This is a genomic window from Dermabacter sp. HMSC06F07 (genome assembly GCF_001807345.1).
GTDB lineage: Bacteria > Actinomycetota > Actinomycetes > Actinomycetales > Dermabacteraceae > Dermabacter > Dermabacter hominis.
The window spans coordinates 155,769-171,182 of sequence record NZ_KV788587.1 but is presented as its reverse complement, the minus strand read 5'-3'; the positions used below and the strand labels follow the sequence as shown (position 1 = coordinate 171,182).

Annotated in this window: 15 protein-coding genes and 1 tRNA gene; 7 read left to right on the top strand and 9 right to left on the bottom strand. The window is 63.6% G+C overall.

All coding sequences use genetic code 11. The annotated features are described in order from the left end of the window. From HMPREF3157_RS07070 to HMPREF3157_RS07055, 4 genes are all read right to left on the bottom strand, one after another. Positions 1 to 624 (bottom strand): peptidoglycan-binding domain-containing protein (locus tag HMPREF3157_RS07070; RefSeq protein WP_168161696.1); only part of this gene is annotated, 624 nt, incomplete at its 3' end. A 377-nt stretch (positions 625 to 1,001) separates the two neighbouring features. Next, positions 1,002 to 1,078, bottom strand: a tRNA-Pro gene (locus tag HMPREF3157_RS07065). A gap of 107 nt (positions 1,079 to 1,185) precedes the next feature. Next, positions 1,186 to 2,121: a metallophosphoesterase gene (locus HMPREF3157_RS07060; protein WP_016663303.1), complete on the bottom strand. Its 936-nt coding sequence runs from the start codon at positions 2,119 to 2,121 to the stop codon at positions 1,186 to 1,188. Continuing rightward, a complete protein-coding gene (locus HMPREF3157_RS07055; RefSeq protein WP_016663302.1) occupies positions 2,114 to 4,570 on the bottom strand; it encodes a transglycosylase domain-containing protein in 2,457 nt (818 codons plus the stop codon). Before HMPREF3157_RS07055 ends, HMPREF3157_RS07060 begins: the two co-directional genes overlap by 8 nt. A gap of 153 nt (positions 4,571 to 4,723) precedes the next feature. Between HMPREF3157_RS07055 and HMPREF3157_RS07050 the strand changes: the two genes are divergently transcribed. The 4 genes from HMPREF3157_RS07050 to HMPREF3157_RS07040 are packed head-to-tail and all read left to right on the top strand — an operon-like array spanning position 4,724 to position 6,525. Continuing rightward, the gene (locus tag HMPREF3157_RS07050) at positions 4,724 to 5,023 is read left to right on the top strand and encodes a WhiB family transcriptional regulator (protein ID WP_305790908.1); all 300 of its coding nucleotides are present in this window, start codon (positions 4,724 to 4,726) and stop codon (positions 5,021 to 5,023) included. 9 nt (positions 5,024 to 5,032) lie between these two features. Beyond that, complete coding sequence (locus HMPREF3157_RS10455; RefSeq protein ID WP_016663300.1) at positions 5,033 to 5,209, top strand: Sp36 family protein; 177 nt, start codon at positions 5,033 to 5,035, stop codon at positions 5,207 to 5,209. Positions 5,210 to 5,215: 6 nt separating this feature from the next. Beyond that, entirely contained in the window at positions 5,216 to 5,677 is a 462-nt protein-coding gene (locus tag HMPREF3157_RS07045) for a RidA family protein (RefSeq protein ID WP_016663299.1), read from the top strand. 2 nt (positions 5,678 to 5,679) lie between these two features. Beyond that, positions 5,680 to 6,525 carry an MBL fold metallo-hydrolase gene (locus tag HMPREF3157_RS07040; protein WP_070435952.1) on the top strand — a complete coding sequence of 282 codons (846 nt, stop codon included), beginning with the start codon at positions 5,680 to 5,682 and terminating at the stop codon, positions 6,523 to 6,525. Positions 6,526 to 6,639: 114 nt separating this feature from the next. Here the strand turns inward: HMPREF3157_RS07040 and HMPREF3157_RS07035 are convergent, their stop codons facing one another. Then, the gene (locus HMPREF3157_RS07035) at positions 6,640 to 7,317 is read right to left on the bottom strand and encodes a Crp/Fnr family transcriptional regulator (RefSeq protein WP_016663297.1); all 678 of its coding nucleotides are present in this window, start codon (positions 7,315 to 7,317) and stop codon (positions 6,640 to 6,642) included. Positions 7,318 to 7,480: 163 nt separating this feature from the next. Here HMPREF3157_RS07035 and nth point away from each other — a divergent pair, with 163 nt between their 5' ends. The 3 genes from nth to HMPREF3157_RS07020 all read left to right on the top strand — a co-directional run bounded on the left by nth (position 7,481) and on the right by HMPREF3157_RS07020 (position 9,608). Next, positions 7,481 to 8,158 carry an endonuclease III domain-containing protein gene (gene nth, locus HMPREF3157_RS07030; protein WP_051120595.1) on the top strand — a complete coding sequence of 226 codons (678 nt, stop codon included), beginning with the start codon at positions 7,481 to 7,483 and terminating at the stop codon, positions 8,156 to 8,158. 190 nt (positions 8,159 to 8,348) lie between these two features. Then, the gene (locus HMPREF3157_RS10885; RefSeq protein WP_016663295.1) at positions 8,349 to 8,732 is read left to right on the top strand and encodes a cold-shock protein; all 384 of its coding nucleotides are present in this window, start codon (positions 8,349 to 8,351) and stop codon (positions 8,730 to 8,732) included. Positions 8,733 to 8,735: 3 nt separating this feature from the next. Next, positions 8,736 to 9,608, top strand: a complete 873-nt coding sequence (locus HMPREF3157_RS07020; RefSeq protein WP_016663294.1) for a DUF3027 domain-containing protein — start codon at positions 8,736 to 8,738, stop codon at positions 9,606 to 9,608. Positions 9,609 to 9,614: 6 nt separating this feature from the next. On the opposite strand, the gene HMPREF3157_RS07015 is transcribed toward HMPREF3157_RS07020, so the two are convergent. From HMPREF3157_RS07015 to topA, 4 genes are read right to left on the bottom strand one after another with little or no spacing between them, the layout of a single operon-like run. Then, positions 9,615 to 10,763, bottom strand: a complete 1,149-nt coding sequence (locus tag HMPREF3157_RS07015) for a DNA polymerase III subunit delta' (RefSeq protein ID WP_016663293.1) — start codon at positions 10,761 to 10,763, stop codon at positions 9,615 to 9,617. Then, a complete protein-coding gene (tmk, locus tag HMPREF3157_RS07010) occupies positions 10,760 to 11,521 on the bottom strand; it encodes a dTMP kinase (protein WP_016663292.1) in 762 nt (253 codons plus the stop codon). The genes HMPREF3157_RS07015 and tmk overlap by 4 nt, the downstream gene beginning before the upstream one ends. A 34-nt stretch (positions 11,522 to 11,555) precedes the next feature. Beyond that, positions 11,556 to 12,656, bottom strand: coding sequence for a Gfo/Idh/MocA family protein (locus HMPREF3157_RS07005; RefSeq protein WP_016663291.1), 1,101 nt, complete (start codon positions 12,654 to 12,656; stop codon positions 11,556 to 11,558). 24 nt (positions 12,657 to 12,680) lie between these two features. Continuing rightward, positions 12,681 to 15,377, bottom strand: coding sequence for a type I DNA topoisomerase (gene topA / locus HMPREF3157_RS07000; protein ID WP_070435951.1), 2,697 nt, complete (start codon positions 15,375 to 15,377; stop codon positions 12,681 to 12,683). Positions 15,378 to 15,414: the final 37 nt, after the last annotated feature.

Below are 15,414 nucleotides of genomic sequence, written 5' to 3'. Positions count from 1 at the left end.
TACGACGCCGTCGACGCCGATGCCAGCCGACGACTGGAAGTTACGGACCGCGGTATTCGTGCTACGGCCGAAAACGCCGTCCGCCTTGATGTCCGCGCCCGCGGCCTTGAGCAGGTTCTGGAGGCTCACGACCGCATTGCCGCGAGAACCCGGGCGAAGCTTCGGAGTGCTGTTCACCGCGGTGGGGTTGTTCGCCACGAGAGCTGAGCGGGTGCGGGCACCGACAACGCCGTCCACACCGATGCCAGCCGACGACTGGAACGTGACAACCGCATTGCGGGTCTTGCGGCCAAAGGAACCGTCAACGTTGATGCTTGCACCGTGGTGGTTGAGAAGCGACTGAAGTGCTTGAACATGCTTGCCGCCGCTTCCGGTGCGCAGCGGGCTCGTGCCGAGCGCGGAGATGGACGGAAGCTTGGTGCCTGCCTGTGAAACGGGGCCGCGATGCGTGGAAGGTGCAGCATCGGCGGGAGCGAGCCCGAGGCCGGTGGCGGCGGTTGCTGCAACGGCGGTGAGGGCGGCAGCGCCAACGGCACCCTTGGAGACAGGGGCGAGGAGGCTGCTGTAGTCGATGACGGCGGGGCCTTCGGCACGGTGTGTGCCGCGCTGTGCAGTACGAAGCATAGAGAGCAACTTTCCTACCCTCGCGATTGGTGTCCGCACCAATTCCCGCCACAGGGTGCACATCGAGGAAGCTCCCCCCGAAGTGACGGGAAGCGATCGCGGGGGGCAAGTCACGTGCATGACTCGCGCTCCACATTAGGTGAGGGGTAGGGGGCTCGGGGACTCTTAGGAATCAATCAGAAGCCCAAATTTGCCAAACCTTTACCGATAATTGGCCAAAGTAATGCCGTGGTGGCTTTTCAAAAAAACTCCATCATGGTAGTTACATCGATGTAATTTCGCGGCGTGTATTCGTGCTAAAGGTGCTCGACTAAGGACATGAGGAAACTCGAAATGGGGAAAGAAAAAACCCCCGCCGAAGCGGAGGCTTTTGCTGGTGGTCGGGGTGACAGGATTTGAACCTGCGACCTCTTCGTCCCGAACGAAGCGCGCTACCAAGCTGCGCCACACCCCGAAAATTTCGCGAAAACCGTGAAAGGCTCGCGAACCTCATCAACTATAGCGCCTTCGCGCGTCATGACGCGAATCGATGTGGCGTGATCGCCACCACCGTGCCGAGCTCTAGGTCAGGCGAGGCCTGAGGGTGAGGAGCGTGACCTCCGGCCGGTTTGCAAAACGCATGTTGTAGAAGGGGCTCGCGCCAATACCGCCACTGACGTGCAGCGGAACGCCTCGATGGAAACTGAGTCCTTTTGCCTGTGAACGGTGAAGATCGCAATTCGTCACGATCGCGCCAAAATACGGAAGCGCAAGCTGGCCTCCGTGAGTGTGCCCCGCGAAAATGAGGTCGCACCCATCGTCGACAAACTGGTCAAGCACGCGCTTATAGGGCGCATGGGTGACGCCAATCTTGACGGAAGGCCGAGTGCCCCTGGCAGCACACTCCGGATCTACCGGGGGAAACTCGTCGTGCTCGAGGTGAGGGTCATCGACCCCGACAACCTCCACGTCGCAGCCCGGAAGCTCGATGAGGGCTCGAGCGTTCGAAACATTCGTCCACCCGCCAGCGGTCAATTTCGCCACGAGCCGTTCGACCTCGAGCGGCTCATTTTGAACGCCATCACGGAAGTTCTTTGGCCTGGGATCGCGAAGGAGGTAGCGGAAAACGTTCCGCTTCCCCGCCGCGTATTTGTCGTTGGAGCCGAGGGCCAAAATCCCCGGGCGTTCGAGGAGAGGGGCGATATCGCGTGCGATGGCATCGATAGCACCCTCGCTCGCCACGTTGTCGCCGGTATTGACGACGAGATCGGGCTCAAGCGAAGCGAGGCTTCGCAAAAATTCGCGCTTCTTCGTTTGTTCTGGAAGCAAGTGTGCATCCGACATATGGAGCACACGGATTGGCTGAGCCCCGGAAGGGAGAACGTGCAGGTCGAGTGCGCGGATTTCGAAAAGGTTAATCTCGATGTGGCGGGCCCACACGTGGGCAGCCGCAGCGGTTCCGACGGCTGCAAGCGTGCCGGCGCCGCCAATGAGAGCGAGTGGCTTCGCGCTAGTCACCGGGGTAGTACTCCTCGTACTCGGTGTAATCGTCATAATCCGGATCGCCAGGGTAGACGTAAATATAGCCGTCGCTATCGGGGACGCGCTCTTTCACCGGCGTCGTTTCCGCACGCGCAGCATTGGTGTCGCTGTTTCCCTGGTTGGTGTCATTCCCGTTTCTCTGGTTGGTGTCATTCCCGTCGGGCTGCGTGGGAGCTGGAGTGTTCGGGGCCTGCGGCCCTTCTGGAGCCTCTTCGCTTGAGCCTACGGAATCCTGCGTTGGCGGGGCGGATTGGACGCCCTGGGGCTTCGGCGGAAACGGAGCTGAGGGAAGTCCCTCGTGGGCTTTGATCATGAATTCTTGCCACGTGGGGAGTGAGACCGTGCTGCCCCACACGTTACGGGGGAGCCGCTGACCATCGACCATCAGCCCGCTCGGACTGCGGTTAGCCGACGGGTTGCCGAACCACACGGCCGTCGAAAGGTTCCGGGTGAATCCCACGTACCACGTGTGGTACTGCTTTCCCGAGGTGCCGGTCTTACCGCCGGCATCGTGGCCAGGGATTGTCTTGCCCTTACCCGTACCCTTCGGGTCTGAAAGCCCCTGCATGAGGGTCCAGGCCACGGCGTTCGCAACCTCGGGCTTGATGGCTTGAGTGCATTCCGAAGTCGTGAACGGAAGTTCCTTGCCGTTACGGTCAATCACCGCTTCAATCGGCTGCGGCTTACAGTACTTACCCTCGGCCGCGAACGCGGCGTATGCAGCGGCCATGCTCACGGCGGGGATGTTAATCTCGCCGATGACCTGCGATGCCGGAGAGAGGTTCGCTCCGAACATATCGTTAACGGACTTTTCCTTGAGCTTCGGGTCCGCGTCGTCCCAGTTACCCGGGACCGCGCCGAGGATACGCGCGGTATCAGCGATGTTGCACAGATCGGTGCGCAGCGCGATGTTGGCGTACGCCGTGTTGATCGAGAACTTGGTGGCGTCGAGAACGCTCATGGAGCCGTGGATGTCTCGACCGGCGTCCTTAAGACGCCACCCCGTGCCCGAGCGCCAGCGACCTTTCTTGAGGCAGTGCGCCGGGAAGTTGTTGAACGTGTTCGAGCCGCGCGGCACGGAGTTCCAGATCGAGCCGCCGTCGCTCAAGAATGTCGTGAGAACGAATGGCTTGAAGGTCGAGCCCACAGGGAAGCCGTTTCCGCCGCCAAGATAGCTGGGGGCCGTGTAGTTGAGTGAAGTCTCGCCGGGCTTAGCGTCCTTGTAGGGGTTGAAGGTGCGGTTTTGTGCCATGACCCGCACCTTGCCCGAGCCTGGCTCGACGCTCACGATCGCGTGACCGAATCCCGACTCGGAATCCGCGGGAACCTTGCGGTTGACGATGTCTTGGGCGATCTTCTGGCGGGCGGGATCGAGGGTCGTTTTGATCGTGAGACCGCCGCCATAGAGGAGCCTGCGGCGTTCCTCTTTAGTCTTGCCGAACTTCGGGTCGCGCATGAGCGTGCGCGTGACGTAATCGCAGAAGAAGCCGTTGCCTCCGGCGGTCGAGCAACCCGCGCGTGCGTCGGTAATCTTGAGCATGTCCTCGATCGGCTGCTCTTTGGAGGTTTCGTATTCCTCCTTGTTGATGTAGCCAAGCTGGTACATGTCGTAGAGCACTTGGTTGCGCCGTTTGAGGGCGTTTTTCGGATGCTTGACCGGGTCGTTTCCGTTCGGGGAGTTGGTGATGCCGGCAAGCAGGGCTGCTTCGCCCGGCGTCAAATCTTCCGCGCTCTTGGAGAAGTAGTGCTGGGCTGCGGTCTCGACCCCATACTGAGAAGGTCCGAACTGCGCTACGTTGAGATAGCCGTTGAGGATTTCGTCCTTGCTCCACTTTTTCTCAAGGGAGATGGCGATCTTGGCCTCGCGGAGTTTCCTAATGAGCGAGGATTCGGTCGCTGCCTTAATCGCCTCGTCATCGCCGCGCTGGAAAGCGTCCATGAGCAGAGCGTTCTTCACGTACTGCTGGGTGAGCGTCGATCCGCCCTGAAGGCTCTTTCCGGAAAGGTTGGAGACGAGGGCGCGGAACGTTCCCTGCGGGTCGAAACCGTTGTGCTGGTAGAAGCGGCGGTCCTCGACCGCCACTACGGCGTGCTGAAGATCTTCGTCGATCTTGTCGAGCGGCACCATGACGCGGTTCTCGGAGTAGAAGGTCGCGAGCAGGCTGCCATCGGCCGCCTCGATGCGTGAGGCCTCGTTGAGGGGCGCGACGTCGAGCTCACTCGGGAGGGAGTTAAAGAGGTTCGCGCCATCTTTCGCGGCGGCCGACATCGCGGTCACGACAGGAAGGAAGAAGGCGGCAAGCAGCACGCCGGCGAGAAGACACACGGCGAGCAAGCCGCCCACGCCCGTGACGGCTTGGGTGAGAGTGGTGGTCGGTTCGTTCGAATTCGACCGAACCATTGGCTCCTGCTGAGACTGAGGCATGTCCACACCCTACTAAGGCGGGCGCCCAAAGGGCAGTATCGCGCGCGTGAAAGTTGTGGGGAGACCTCGAATTGGGGGTCGCGTCACACTTTTATTAGTATGGAGTCACGCCAAAATTCGAAGTGAGTCAATCCGGGAGGTGCGGCAGGGAGCGTGGGCAGCGTTGACACGATTCACGACACGCGGCATTGGGCGGCCCAAGGGGCGTGTGCGAGCCTCAATCCCGAAGAATTTTTCGTGCAGGGTGCCGATCAACACAAGGCCAAAGTGGTGTGCCGTTCATGCCCCGTGCTCAACCAGTGCCTTGCCGACGCGCTCGACAACCGCATTGAATTCGGTGTGTGGGGCGGCATGACGGAACGCGAACGGCGCCGCCTCCTTCGCGAACACCCGGGAGTCACATCGTGGCTGCCCGTGCTCGAGAACCGGAAAGGTTCAAGCGCCCCCCGCTAAGCTGGGTGCATGGCTACGATTCACAAGTGGGAATACCTCACGACACCGCTGCTGATCCACAACACCAAGGCGATCCTGGACAATTTCGGCTCCGATGGTTGGGAGCTTGTCCAAGTCATCCAAGGGCCGCAAGGGCCCGAATCTCTCGTTGCTTATTTCAAGCGACCCATCACCGAAGGAGCCTGATTTTCTATGAGTACCGTCGAACAAAAGCTTAGCGAGCGCGGCCTTTCCCTCCCAGAGGTGGCAAAGCCCGTTGCCGCCTATGTTCCCGCCGTTGTGACCGGGAATTTCGTGCAGACTTCCGGCCAGCTGCCGCTAGTGGGCGGCAAGCTCGAGGTGACCGGCAAAGTGGGTGCCGAGGTTAAGGCTGAGGAAGCGAAGAAGGAAGCTGAGAAGGCCACCCTCAATGCCCTGGCCGCGATCAAGGCTGAGATCGGGGATCTTGACCGCATCACGCGCGTCATCAAGGTGACGGGTTATGTCGCGTCGGCTCCCGACTTCACTGCCCAGCCCGGCGTTATCAATGGCGCGAGCGAGCTGCTCGGTGACGTCCTCGGTGAGGCTGGTTCGCATTCGCGCGCGGCCGTCGGCGTTGCGGCTCTTCCGCTCGATGCATCCGTTGAGGTGGATCTTCTCGTGGAGTTCCGCTAGTCATGCAGCGCGAGCCCGATTCTTCCGGCGTGCACCTTTCGTGGGTGCTCGCTCCGAATGCAGGGCCGCGAACGCTTGATGGCACGCGCACGTACATCTTTACTGCGGGGCGCACCGTGTGGATCGTCGATCCCGGTCCCGCAGCGCGTGCACATGCGCAAGCTGTCGTCGACGCGGCGGTCGCTACCGGCGCCCGCCGCGTTGGCGGCATCATTGTGACGCATCATCACGAAGGGCACACTGGCGCGACGTCGATGGTGCGGCGAGCCCTTAGTTCCGCAACCGGCATCACTGTTCCCCTATGGGCTGCGGAACCCGCCCTGGTGCCCGGCGCGGCGCCGGTTCCGAGCGAGATTTCTATCGACGGGCGCGTCGTGGCCGATGTCCTCCATCTCCCGGGCCACACCGCCGATTCGATCGGCCTGCTCCTCGAAGGCGGAGAATTCCTCACGGGAGACACACTCCTCGGTGGGGCGCCGAGTGTGGTGGGCGAGGACTGCACGCTCCACGAGTACCTCCAGTGCCTCAACATCATTCGTGTGATGTGCATGGACGGTCGCATTTCGGGTCTCTATCCCGGTCACGGTGACCCGATCGAGGCTCCTCACGAGGCGCTCGTTGCGTCGCAAGAGGCGCTCGCGTACTGGCGCGAACGGCTCGAGCGCGTAAGGCAGGTGCGCGAGCGCGGGGTTCTTACGGTGCGACGCATGTGCAACGAGATCTACGGAGGCGAGCTCGCTGCGTTGAAAGACGATGGCGCGAGCGCGGACGATGTCGCGTTTTACCGCGAAGGCGCTGAGCGCAACATTCGCGCGGCGCTCGAATACATCACGGGCACGGACCGGTAGGAGCGAAAAGACGAACACCGAGCTGCCCAAGGGGCGCGCCAGATAGCACGAAGGGAGCGACCCGCGAGTGGGGCCGCTCCCTTCGTGCTGTCTGTGCCGTGTGGCAGTGAATGCTTAGCGTGCGCGGCGGCGCAGACGCTCGATGTCGAGGAGCAGCACTGCGCGGGCCTCGAGGCGAATCCAGTTGCGGTGTGCGAAGTCGGCAAGCGCCTTGTTCACGGTTTCACGCGAAGCGCCAACGAGCTGCGCGAGCTCTTCCTGCGTAAGGCCGTGGGAGACCATGATGCCCTCGTCGCTCTGGCGGCCGAAGCGCTGAGCGAGGTCGAGCAGGTTCTTGGCGACGCGACCGGGGACGTCCGCGAACACGAGGTCCGCGAGCGAGTCGTTGGTCTTGCGCAGGCGGCGTGCAAGCGAAGCGAGGAGGTGGCGGGCCACCTCGGGGCGCTGCGCGAGAACGCGGTACAGATCCTGCTGGGAGAGGGAGTAGAGGGTCGTCTCGGCGACAGCGGTTGCCGTGGCATTACGCGGGGCCGGATCGAAGAGGGAAAGCTCGCCGAGGGTTTCGCCCGGGCCGAGCACGGCGAGGAGGTTTTCACGGCCATCACCCGAAGCGTGGCCAACCTTGATCTTGCCGCTCGCGATGATGAACAGGCGGTCGCCCTGATCGCCTTCGCGGAACACGACGGAGCCTCGGTGGAAATCCTCCTGAGTCATCGAGTCAAGGACAGCCTGCTTGCCGTCGTCATCGAGCGCGGCAAAAAGCGGTGCTGAACGAACGATGTTCTCGTCCACGGTTCCTCCTGGGGTTGCGCTGGTGTAGCGGAAAATTGTGGGGTGTGCGACGTGCACACGCGTGCTCCTTAACAGTAATACCTGATCTGTGACGGGGCCCAGGGAATTCCCGAAACTGCCCGTGCTATTTCTGCTTGGCTGGACACACGTGCACAATGGCAGCATGAATTCGGGACTCAAGGACCACGCTGTGCCCGCGGTAAAGCGCGTTGATGAGGAACTCGCAAAGCTCTACCCCGACGCGCGTTGCGAGCTCAATTTTTCGAGTGCCTTCGAACTGCTAGTCGCGACGGTTCTCTCGGCACAGACCACCGATGCGCGAGTGAATTCTGTGACTGCGGAATTGTTCAAGCGCTGGCCGAGTCCAGAGGTCATGGCGTGCGCCCCCGAAGCAGAGGTTGAGGCCGTTGTGCGTCCGCTCGGAATGGCTGGAAGGCGCACCGCCCACGTGCGGGAGCTTTCTGCACGCCTAGCTGCGAACTTCGGAGGCGAAGTCCCCGATGACCAAAAGGCGCTCGAATCCCTTGCGGGCGTTGGTCGCAAAACCGCCCATGTGGTGCGCGGAACGTGGTTCGGCCACTCGCTACTCACGGTCGATACCCACGTGGGCCGGCTCGCGCGCAGGCTCGGCTGGAGCGAGAGTTCCGCTCCGCGGACGGTGGAGGAAGACGTGGTGGCGCGCGCTGGGGCCGACGGTTGCCAGGTTCCCGTCGACCTCACGATGCTGTCGCACCGGCTGATCTTTCACGGGCGGAATCTATGTACGGCACGAAAACCCGCGTGTGGCGAGTGCCCACTCGCGGCCCTCGAGGTTCCGTGCCCGAGCGCCTTTCGGGACTAGCCGGAAGGAGCAACAAAAAGCCAAGAGACGGCGGGGTGAAGCCGACGTCGGACACCGCGCCGCGGGTGCCCGCGTGAGCCGAGCGGGGAGGGTGACCCAGGCCGCGGATCTTTCGTCCAGCGAAGGGCGCACGATAGAATGGAGCCTGTTTCATGCGCGTGAGCGCTCGAGAGTAAAGGCAGGAATCACTGTGCCGAACGGCAAGGTCAAATTCTTTGACGCTGAAAAGGGCTTTGGCTTCCTCGTAAGCGAGGATGGCCAGAGCGTGTACGTGCACGCGTCGACCCTCCCCGAGGGGGTTCAGCAGCTCCGTAAAGGCCAGCGCGTCGAGTTCGACATGGTCGACGGCAGCCGCGGCCCCCAGGCGCTGACGGTACGCCTCCTTGATCCTGCACCCAGCATCGCCCGTGCGCGTCGGGTCAAGCCGGAAGACATGGCCGTTATGGTCGAGGACCTCATCCAGCTTCTCGACGGCGCCTCGAACGGGCTCCGCCACGGTCGTTATCCCGATAGGGGCCACGCGCAGAAGGTTGCGGCCGTCTTGCGCGCCGTCGCCGACAACTTTGAGGCGTAGTCGATGACTTCTACCGCTCCCGCGAAGGCGCGCACGCGCGCCCCGAAACTCGATGCCGTTTGTGCGGCGGCGATCGAACAGGCTGCCGCCGCCGTGATCGAGGTTGCCGAGCCCGATCAGGTCGGCGCGCACGTACGCGCCGAAGCGAGCGGCGAGCGCCTTGTCACGCACTTTTTTGAGGCCACGATGCCCGGTTACGCGGGGTGGACCTGGATCGCGGTGCTTGCGCGCGCCCCGCGCGCGAAGGTCGCGACCGTCTGCGAGACCGCGCTCATTCCGGGCGAGGATTCCCTTCTCGCACCCGAGTGGGAGCCGTGGGCGGAGCGTCTTCGCCCCGGTGATGTCGGGGAAAACGACGTCCTGCCCTACAGCGCCGACGACTCTCGCCTGGAGCACGGTTACGAACAGACCGACGACGAAGAAGCCGATCGAGTGGCCATGTGGGAGCTCGGCCTCGGTCGCAAGCGAGTGCTGTCGCGCGAGGGCCGCGAAGACGCCGCAAAACGCTGGATGAGTGGCAATTTCGGCCCGCGCGAGGTCAGCAAGCGCGGCCGCAAAGGCACCGTGAAGGCCCAGTGCCGCTCGTGTGGCTTCCTCTCCCTGCTCAACGGTTCGCTGCGCCAGGAATTCGGTATTTGCACGAATGAGTGGTCGCCTGCCGATGGGCGCGTAGTGTCGCTACAGTACGGCTGCGGCGCGCATTCCGAGACCGACGCCGAGAAGCAGAACATCGCGGGGGACCTGCCCGAGAAGGTTCTCGACGAAGAAGCCGTCGACTACGAAGATCGCTTCGAGGAAAAGTCGATCATCGACGAGGCTCTTTTGAAGAAGGAGCAGGAGAAACTCGCGGCGAAAAAGGCCAGCGAAGAGAAGTAGCGTCTCCTAGCGGGCGGCGACGACCGAGGCGAGCAGCGCCTCAAGTGCGAGCTGTGGTGGCACGTTCATGCCCACCCGTTTGCGGGCCGTCCCCACGGCATCGAGTAGAGCGAGCGTGGTCTGCGCCGAGTGCACGCGCGTGCGCTCGGTCAGCTCCCGCTCGATGCCGGGATTGACGAGCGTCGCACCCGTGTCGAGTTGGAGTGCGAGAACGTCCCTGAACACCGAGTGAATGTCGAGCAGAAAGCGGTCGATGACGTCGCGCACGAGGCGGGTCGCGCGTCGCTTCGCCTCGTCGTCGAGGGCCTTGACCTGGGCGCGTAGTGCCGGAGGGATACGCCCGCCGGGTTCGATGCCTGCACCGCGCATGAATGCTTCGCGCTCGCGGGCGCTCGTCTCGTCCGCTTCGGCGTGCGCCTCGGTTTCGGCGCGTTCGATGAGAGCCTTCGCGAAGGCGATCGCGTGCCCAACACTCGTGAGGGCGAGAAGCCTTCGCGCAGACTCTTCGCGTTCCTCGAGGGTTTCGGGGTGCAGGCCGTAGCGGCGGGCGATCCCGATATGCCCCTGCGCGCTCGCCGCGGCTCGATGCGCGAGTTCGGGTGCAATGCCATCGCGGTTGATGAGGAGCGTCGCGACAGCGTCCGCTGGTGGCACCTGGAGGTTCACCACTCTGCAGCGTGAGCGAATCGTCTGTGCGAGATCCTGTGGCGAGGGAACGCACAGCAGCCACACGGTTCGCGGCGGCGGTTCCTCGATGGCTTTAAGGAGCACGTTGAACGTGCCCGGGCTCATGCGGTCGGCATCCTCGATGATGAGAACGCGGTGGCGCCCTGATGCCGGTGCGCGCTGCGCAGTCGCCACGAGCTCACGAACGTCGTCCTTCGAGATCGTGAGCGTCTCGGTTCGCACGGCGGTCACGTCCGCGTGGGTTCCCGCGAGAACGGTGCGGCACGGCTGGCACTGTCCGCAGCCAACACCCTCACGCGGGGCGTCACACAGGAGACTCGCCGCGAACGCACGCGCGATGCTTGAGCGACCCGATCCCGGCGGGCCGGCGATGAGCCACGCCTGGGCGAGAGAGCCGCCCGGTGAGGCAGCGCGCGAGAGCTGTGTGACCGCGGCCGATTGGCCAACGACCGTGTCGTAGACGTTCACAGGAGCGAATCCGGGGTCGTTGTGCCCTCGACCGGGTGTTCAGCGGCGCCGGTGAGGGTGTGGGCATTGACGCGAACCCAGTCGGCGAAACGCTGGGTGATTTCCGCGTGGACGTCCTCGACCGACTGCGAGGCGTCGATCACGATCCACCGTTCGGGCTCGCGGCGCGCAAGGTCGAGGAATGCCGCGCGCACGGCCTCGTGGAACTCGCGCCCTTCCCTTTCGAGGCGGTCCAGGGAAGCGGCTTCGCGTCGCTGTGCGAGGGTCTCGGGCGAGACGTCGAGGAGAATAGTGAGGTGGGGAAGCAGCCCTTCGGTGGCCCACATCGACAGCTCGTACACGTCGTTTGGGTTCAGTGCGCGGCCTGCGCCCTGGTAGGCGACGGAGGAGTCGAGGTATCGATCGGCGATCACGATCCCGCCTGAGGCGAGCGCCGGACGTACGACGCTCTCGACGTGGTGGGCGCGATCAGCGGCGTAGAGCAGTGCTTCGGCACGATCGGAAACGTGATCCGAATGGAGGATCAGCTCCCTGATCTGGGCACCGAGCGGGCTCCCGCCCGGCTCTTTCGTCACGGTGACGTCAGCACCCGCAAACGGGGAGCCCTCGCCACGAAGCCACTTTTCGAGCAGCGGGATCTGCGTGCTTTTGCCGCCGCCGTCGCCGCCCTCGAACGTGACGAAAAGGCCCGTTTCCGACGGTGAGGCTGAGGCGGTCGTCAGAGGCGTACGCGGTGCAGTGGAATCGATGCTCGACATGACGCCATTGTCTCAGGTGAGGATGAATGCGCCCCTATTTTGCCTCGCTCGGGTAGCGCACACCGACAATCTCACGTACACGATCCATGACCTCGAGGACCGCGAGCGTGTCGCGCGCACCCCATCGAGGTGATTCGAGAAGGCCGGCGCGAATGTTGCGCGCCGCCTCCGCGATTTCGAAGGCCATACCGTAGTTGCCGCCGTCGGGATGAGCAGGCAGGGAGTAGGGTAGCGAGTCCTCGTACGTGAACCGCTCGGTCACGTCCTTGCCGTTGTCTCCCGCTTCGAACTGGGTCACGGTAAAGGAATTCGGAACGAAGAACCACGAGTCCACGTCGATTTTGCCGCGCGTGCCGAGTACGTGCGCCTCGACTGAACTGCGCGCACCAAGCCCCGTCTGCACTGCGTATACGGTGCGGCCCGAGAGGCCCGAGATCGAGACCATCTCGTCGACCCCCGTTGCGGTGAGGGTTCCCGTCGCGTGCACCTGCGTGGGCGATCCCGCGGCCCAGTGCGCAAACGCGAGCGGGTATACGCCGAGGTCAAGGAGTGCCCCGCCGCCAAGTTCCGGGGCATACAGCCGGTGCTCGGGGTCGAAGGGGAAATACTGGCAGTGATCGGCGATCACCGCGGTGACCTCGCCAATCACGCCGGATTCGATGACCTGGCGGATGACGTCGTAGTGCGGCATGAAGCACGACCACATCGCTTCCTGCACGTATGCGCCCGTGCGTCGAGCAGTCTCGAAAAGCTCGCGCGCCTCGGCGGCGTTGAGCGTCATCGGTTTTTCGATCACGACGGGAATGCCAGCCTCGACGACCTTTGTCGCAAGCGCGAAATGCTGAGCGTGAGGCGAAGCGACATACACGGCCTCAAGGCCTTCGTGGGCGAGGAAATCGTCAACACTCGCATAGGCGTGGGCGAGGCCGGCGTCGGATTCGAAATCCTCCGCGAAAGCCTGCGCGCGCTCGAGCGAACGCGAGCACACGGCGGTGAGGCGGGAAGTGGTCGCCGCGTGCATCGTGCCGATGAAGTTCCTGGCAATCCCGCCGGGGGCGATCACACCCCAGCGGAGGCCCGGCGCCTTGGCGGGATCGGGAACGGACGTCGTGGGCAGCGTCAACGGTGCAGTCATGACACCACCGTACGCGAGCCGCCGCTACTTTTTCGTGGACTTCGCTCGCGAGCTGGACTTTCGCGTCGTTTTCCGCTTTGCAGGGCCCTTCGCGCGCTTCTCCGCAAGACGCTCGACGGCGCGCTCGTGAGTCATCGTCTCGGGCGACTCATCCTTGCGAAGCGTGACGTTCGTCGTGCCGTCGGTGATGTACATGCCGAAACGACCGTCTTTGATCACGATCGGTTTCTCGCTCGTAGGATCCACGCCAAGTTCCGCGATCGGGGGTTTTGCCGCCGCGCGCCCGCGCCGCTTGGGCTGGGCGTAAAGTGCGAGGGCCTCTTCCTCGGTGATCGTGAACAGCTGTGCTTCGGTTTCGAGCGAGCGCGAATCCGTGCCCTTCTTGAGGTACGGGCCATAGCGGCCATTCTGCGCGGTGATCTCGACGCCCTCCGCGTCCTTGCCGACGACACGGGGGAGCGAGAGGAGTTTGAGGGCGTCCTCGAGGGTCACGGTCGCAAGGTCCATGTCCTTGAACAGCGAAGCCGTGCGGGGTTTCGGCTGTTTCGTTTTCGGGAGCGCCTTAGTGGCCTCATCAAGCTCAAGGTTTTCCGTGACGTAGGGGCCGTAGCGACCGTCCTTTGCGAGGATTTCAAAGCCCGAATCGGGGTCGCGGCCAAGCACGCGACCGTCGTCCTTTGCGCGTGCCATGAGCTCTTCGGCCTTCTCGAGCGTGAGCTCATCCGGTGCGAGATCGGCGGGAACATTCGCTCGCTGAGGCGTATCGGAACCCTCGACCGCCCTTTCGATGTAGGGGCCGTACTGGCCCATGCGAAGGTCGATGCCGTTGCCGATCGGGACGGTGTTGATCGCGCGCGCGTCGATATCGCCGAGGTTGTCGAGGGTCGCCTTGAGACCGTCCTCGGCGGGGGTGTCGAACGAACCGGACTTGCCGTAGTAGAAGTCGCTCAGCCAGTGCACGCGGTCCGTGTTACCTGCGGCGATTCGGTCGAGCCCCGCTTCCATATCGGCCGTGAACTCGTAATCGACGAGCGTCCCGAAGTGCTCCTCGAGAAGCTTCACGACGCTGAACGCGAGCCAGCTCGGCACGAGGGCCGAGCCCTTCTTTTCGACGTAGCCGCGATCCTGGATCACGGAGATCGTCGCCGCGTAGGTCGAGGGGCGGCCGATCCCGCGCTCCTCGAGTGCGCGCACGAGTGACGCCTCTGTGTAGCGCGGCGGTGGCGTTGTTTCGTGACCGTTCGGCGTGTACTGAGCGGCCGTGAGCTGCTGCCCCTCCTTCATTTGGGGCAGGCGCTTGTCCTTGTCATCGTGTTCCGCATACCGCGACTGGTCGCGGCCTTCCTCGTAGGCCGCGAGGAAACCGCGGAACGTAATGATCGTGCCCGAGGCGCCGAACTGGGCGGTGCGCCCCTTGCCTTCAACATCGAGCGTGACCGACGTGGTCGTTCCCTTGGCGTCGGCCATTTGAGACGCCACGGTGCGCTTCCAGATCAGTTCGTACAGGCGGAACTCGTCGCCACTGAGCTGGCGAGATACCTGCGCGGGTGTGCGGAAGTTCGAACCCGCCGGGCGAATTGCCTCGTGGGCTTCCTGCGCACCCTGCGACTTGTTCGTGTACACGCGAGGGCGATCCGGAACGTACTCCGCACCGTACATTTCCTGGATCTGTGCGCGGCTCGCGCGAATCGCCTCACCGGACAGCACCACGGAGTCGGTACGCATGTAGGTGATGTAGCCGTTTTCGTAGAGCCGCTGCGCGGTCGACATCGTGTGGCGGGCACCCATGCGCAGTTTTCGGCTCGCCTCCTGCTGGAGGGAGCTCGTCGTGAAGGGAGCGGCGGGCCGCCGCGTGTAGGACTTGGACTCGAGGTTTCCGACGGTGGCCTTCGCGCCGTCGAGCGCCTCGATGAGCAGTCGTGCACTCTCCTCGGTGAGAACCGTGACGTTTGCCCGGAGGCTCTTTTTGAGCTCACCCGCGTCGGTGAAGTCACGCCCCGTGGCGACCCGCTGGCCGTCGAGGGTTCGTAGCTGAGCGGTGAAGGCGGGGGTGTCGACGCTTCGATCCTCCAGCTCAGAGGTGATGAACTCGCCCGTCACATCCCAGTACGAAGCGGCCTTGAACGCCATGCGCTCGCGCTCGCGGTCGACGACGAGGCGTGTCGCCACCGACTGGACGCGGCCTGCGCTCGTGCCGCGGCGAACCTTGCGCCACAGCACGGGGGAGAGCTCGTAGCCGACGAGTCGGTCGAGAATACGGCGGGTTTCCTGGGCATCGACGAGCGGCATGTCGAGCTCGCGCGTCTCGGTGAGCGCCTTTTGGATGGCTTCCTTCGTGATCTCGTGGAACACCATCCGGTAAACGGGAAGCGACTTCTTGGGTTTCAGTGCCTCGAGGAGGTGCCAGGCAATCGCTTCACCCTCGCGGTCCTCATCGGTTGCGAGGTAGAGAGCATCGGCCTCTTTGAGGAGCTTCTTGAGCTCGGAGACAGTCTTTTTCTTGTCGGGATTGACGACGTAGTAGGGCTCGAAGCCTTCTTCGACGTTGACGGCGAAGCGGCCGTAGGGGCCCTTCTTAATGTCGGCGGGCAGCTCTTTGGGCAGGGGAAGGTCACGAATGTGTCCCACTGACGCGGCGACCGTGAAGTCGTCCCCGAGGTATTTCCCGATGGTCTTTGCCTTCGCGGGGGACTCGACGATCACGAGGTTGCGAGCGCTCACTCGATGTACTTCCTTACTGCGGTGTGTGCGTGGCGGG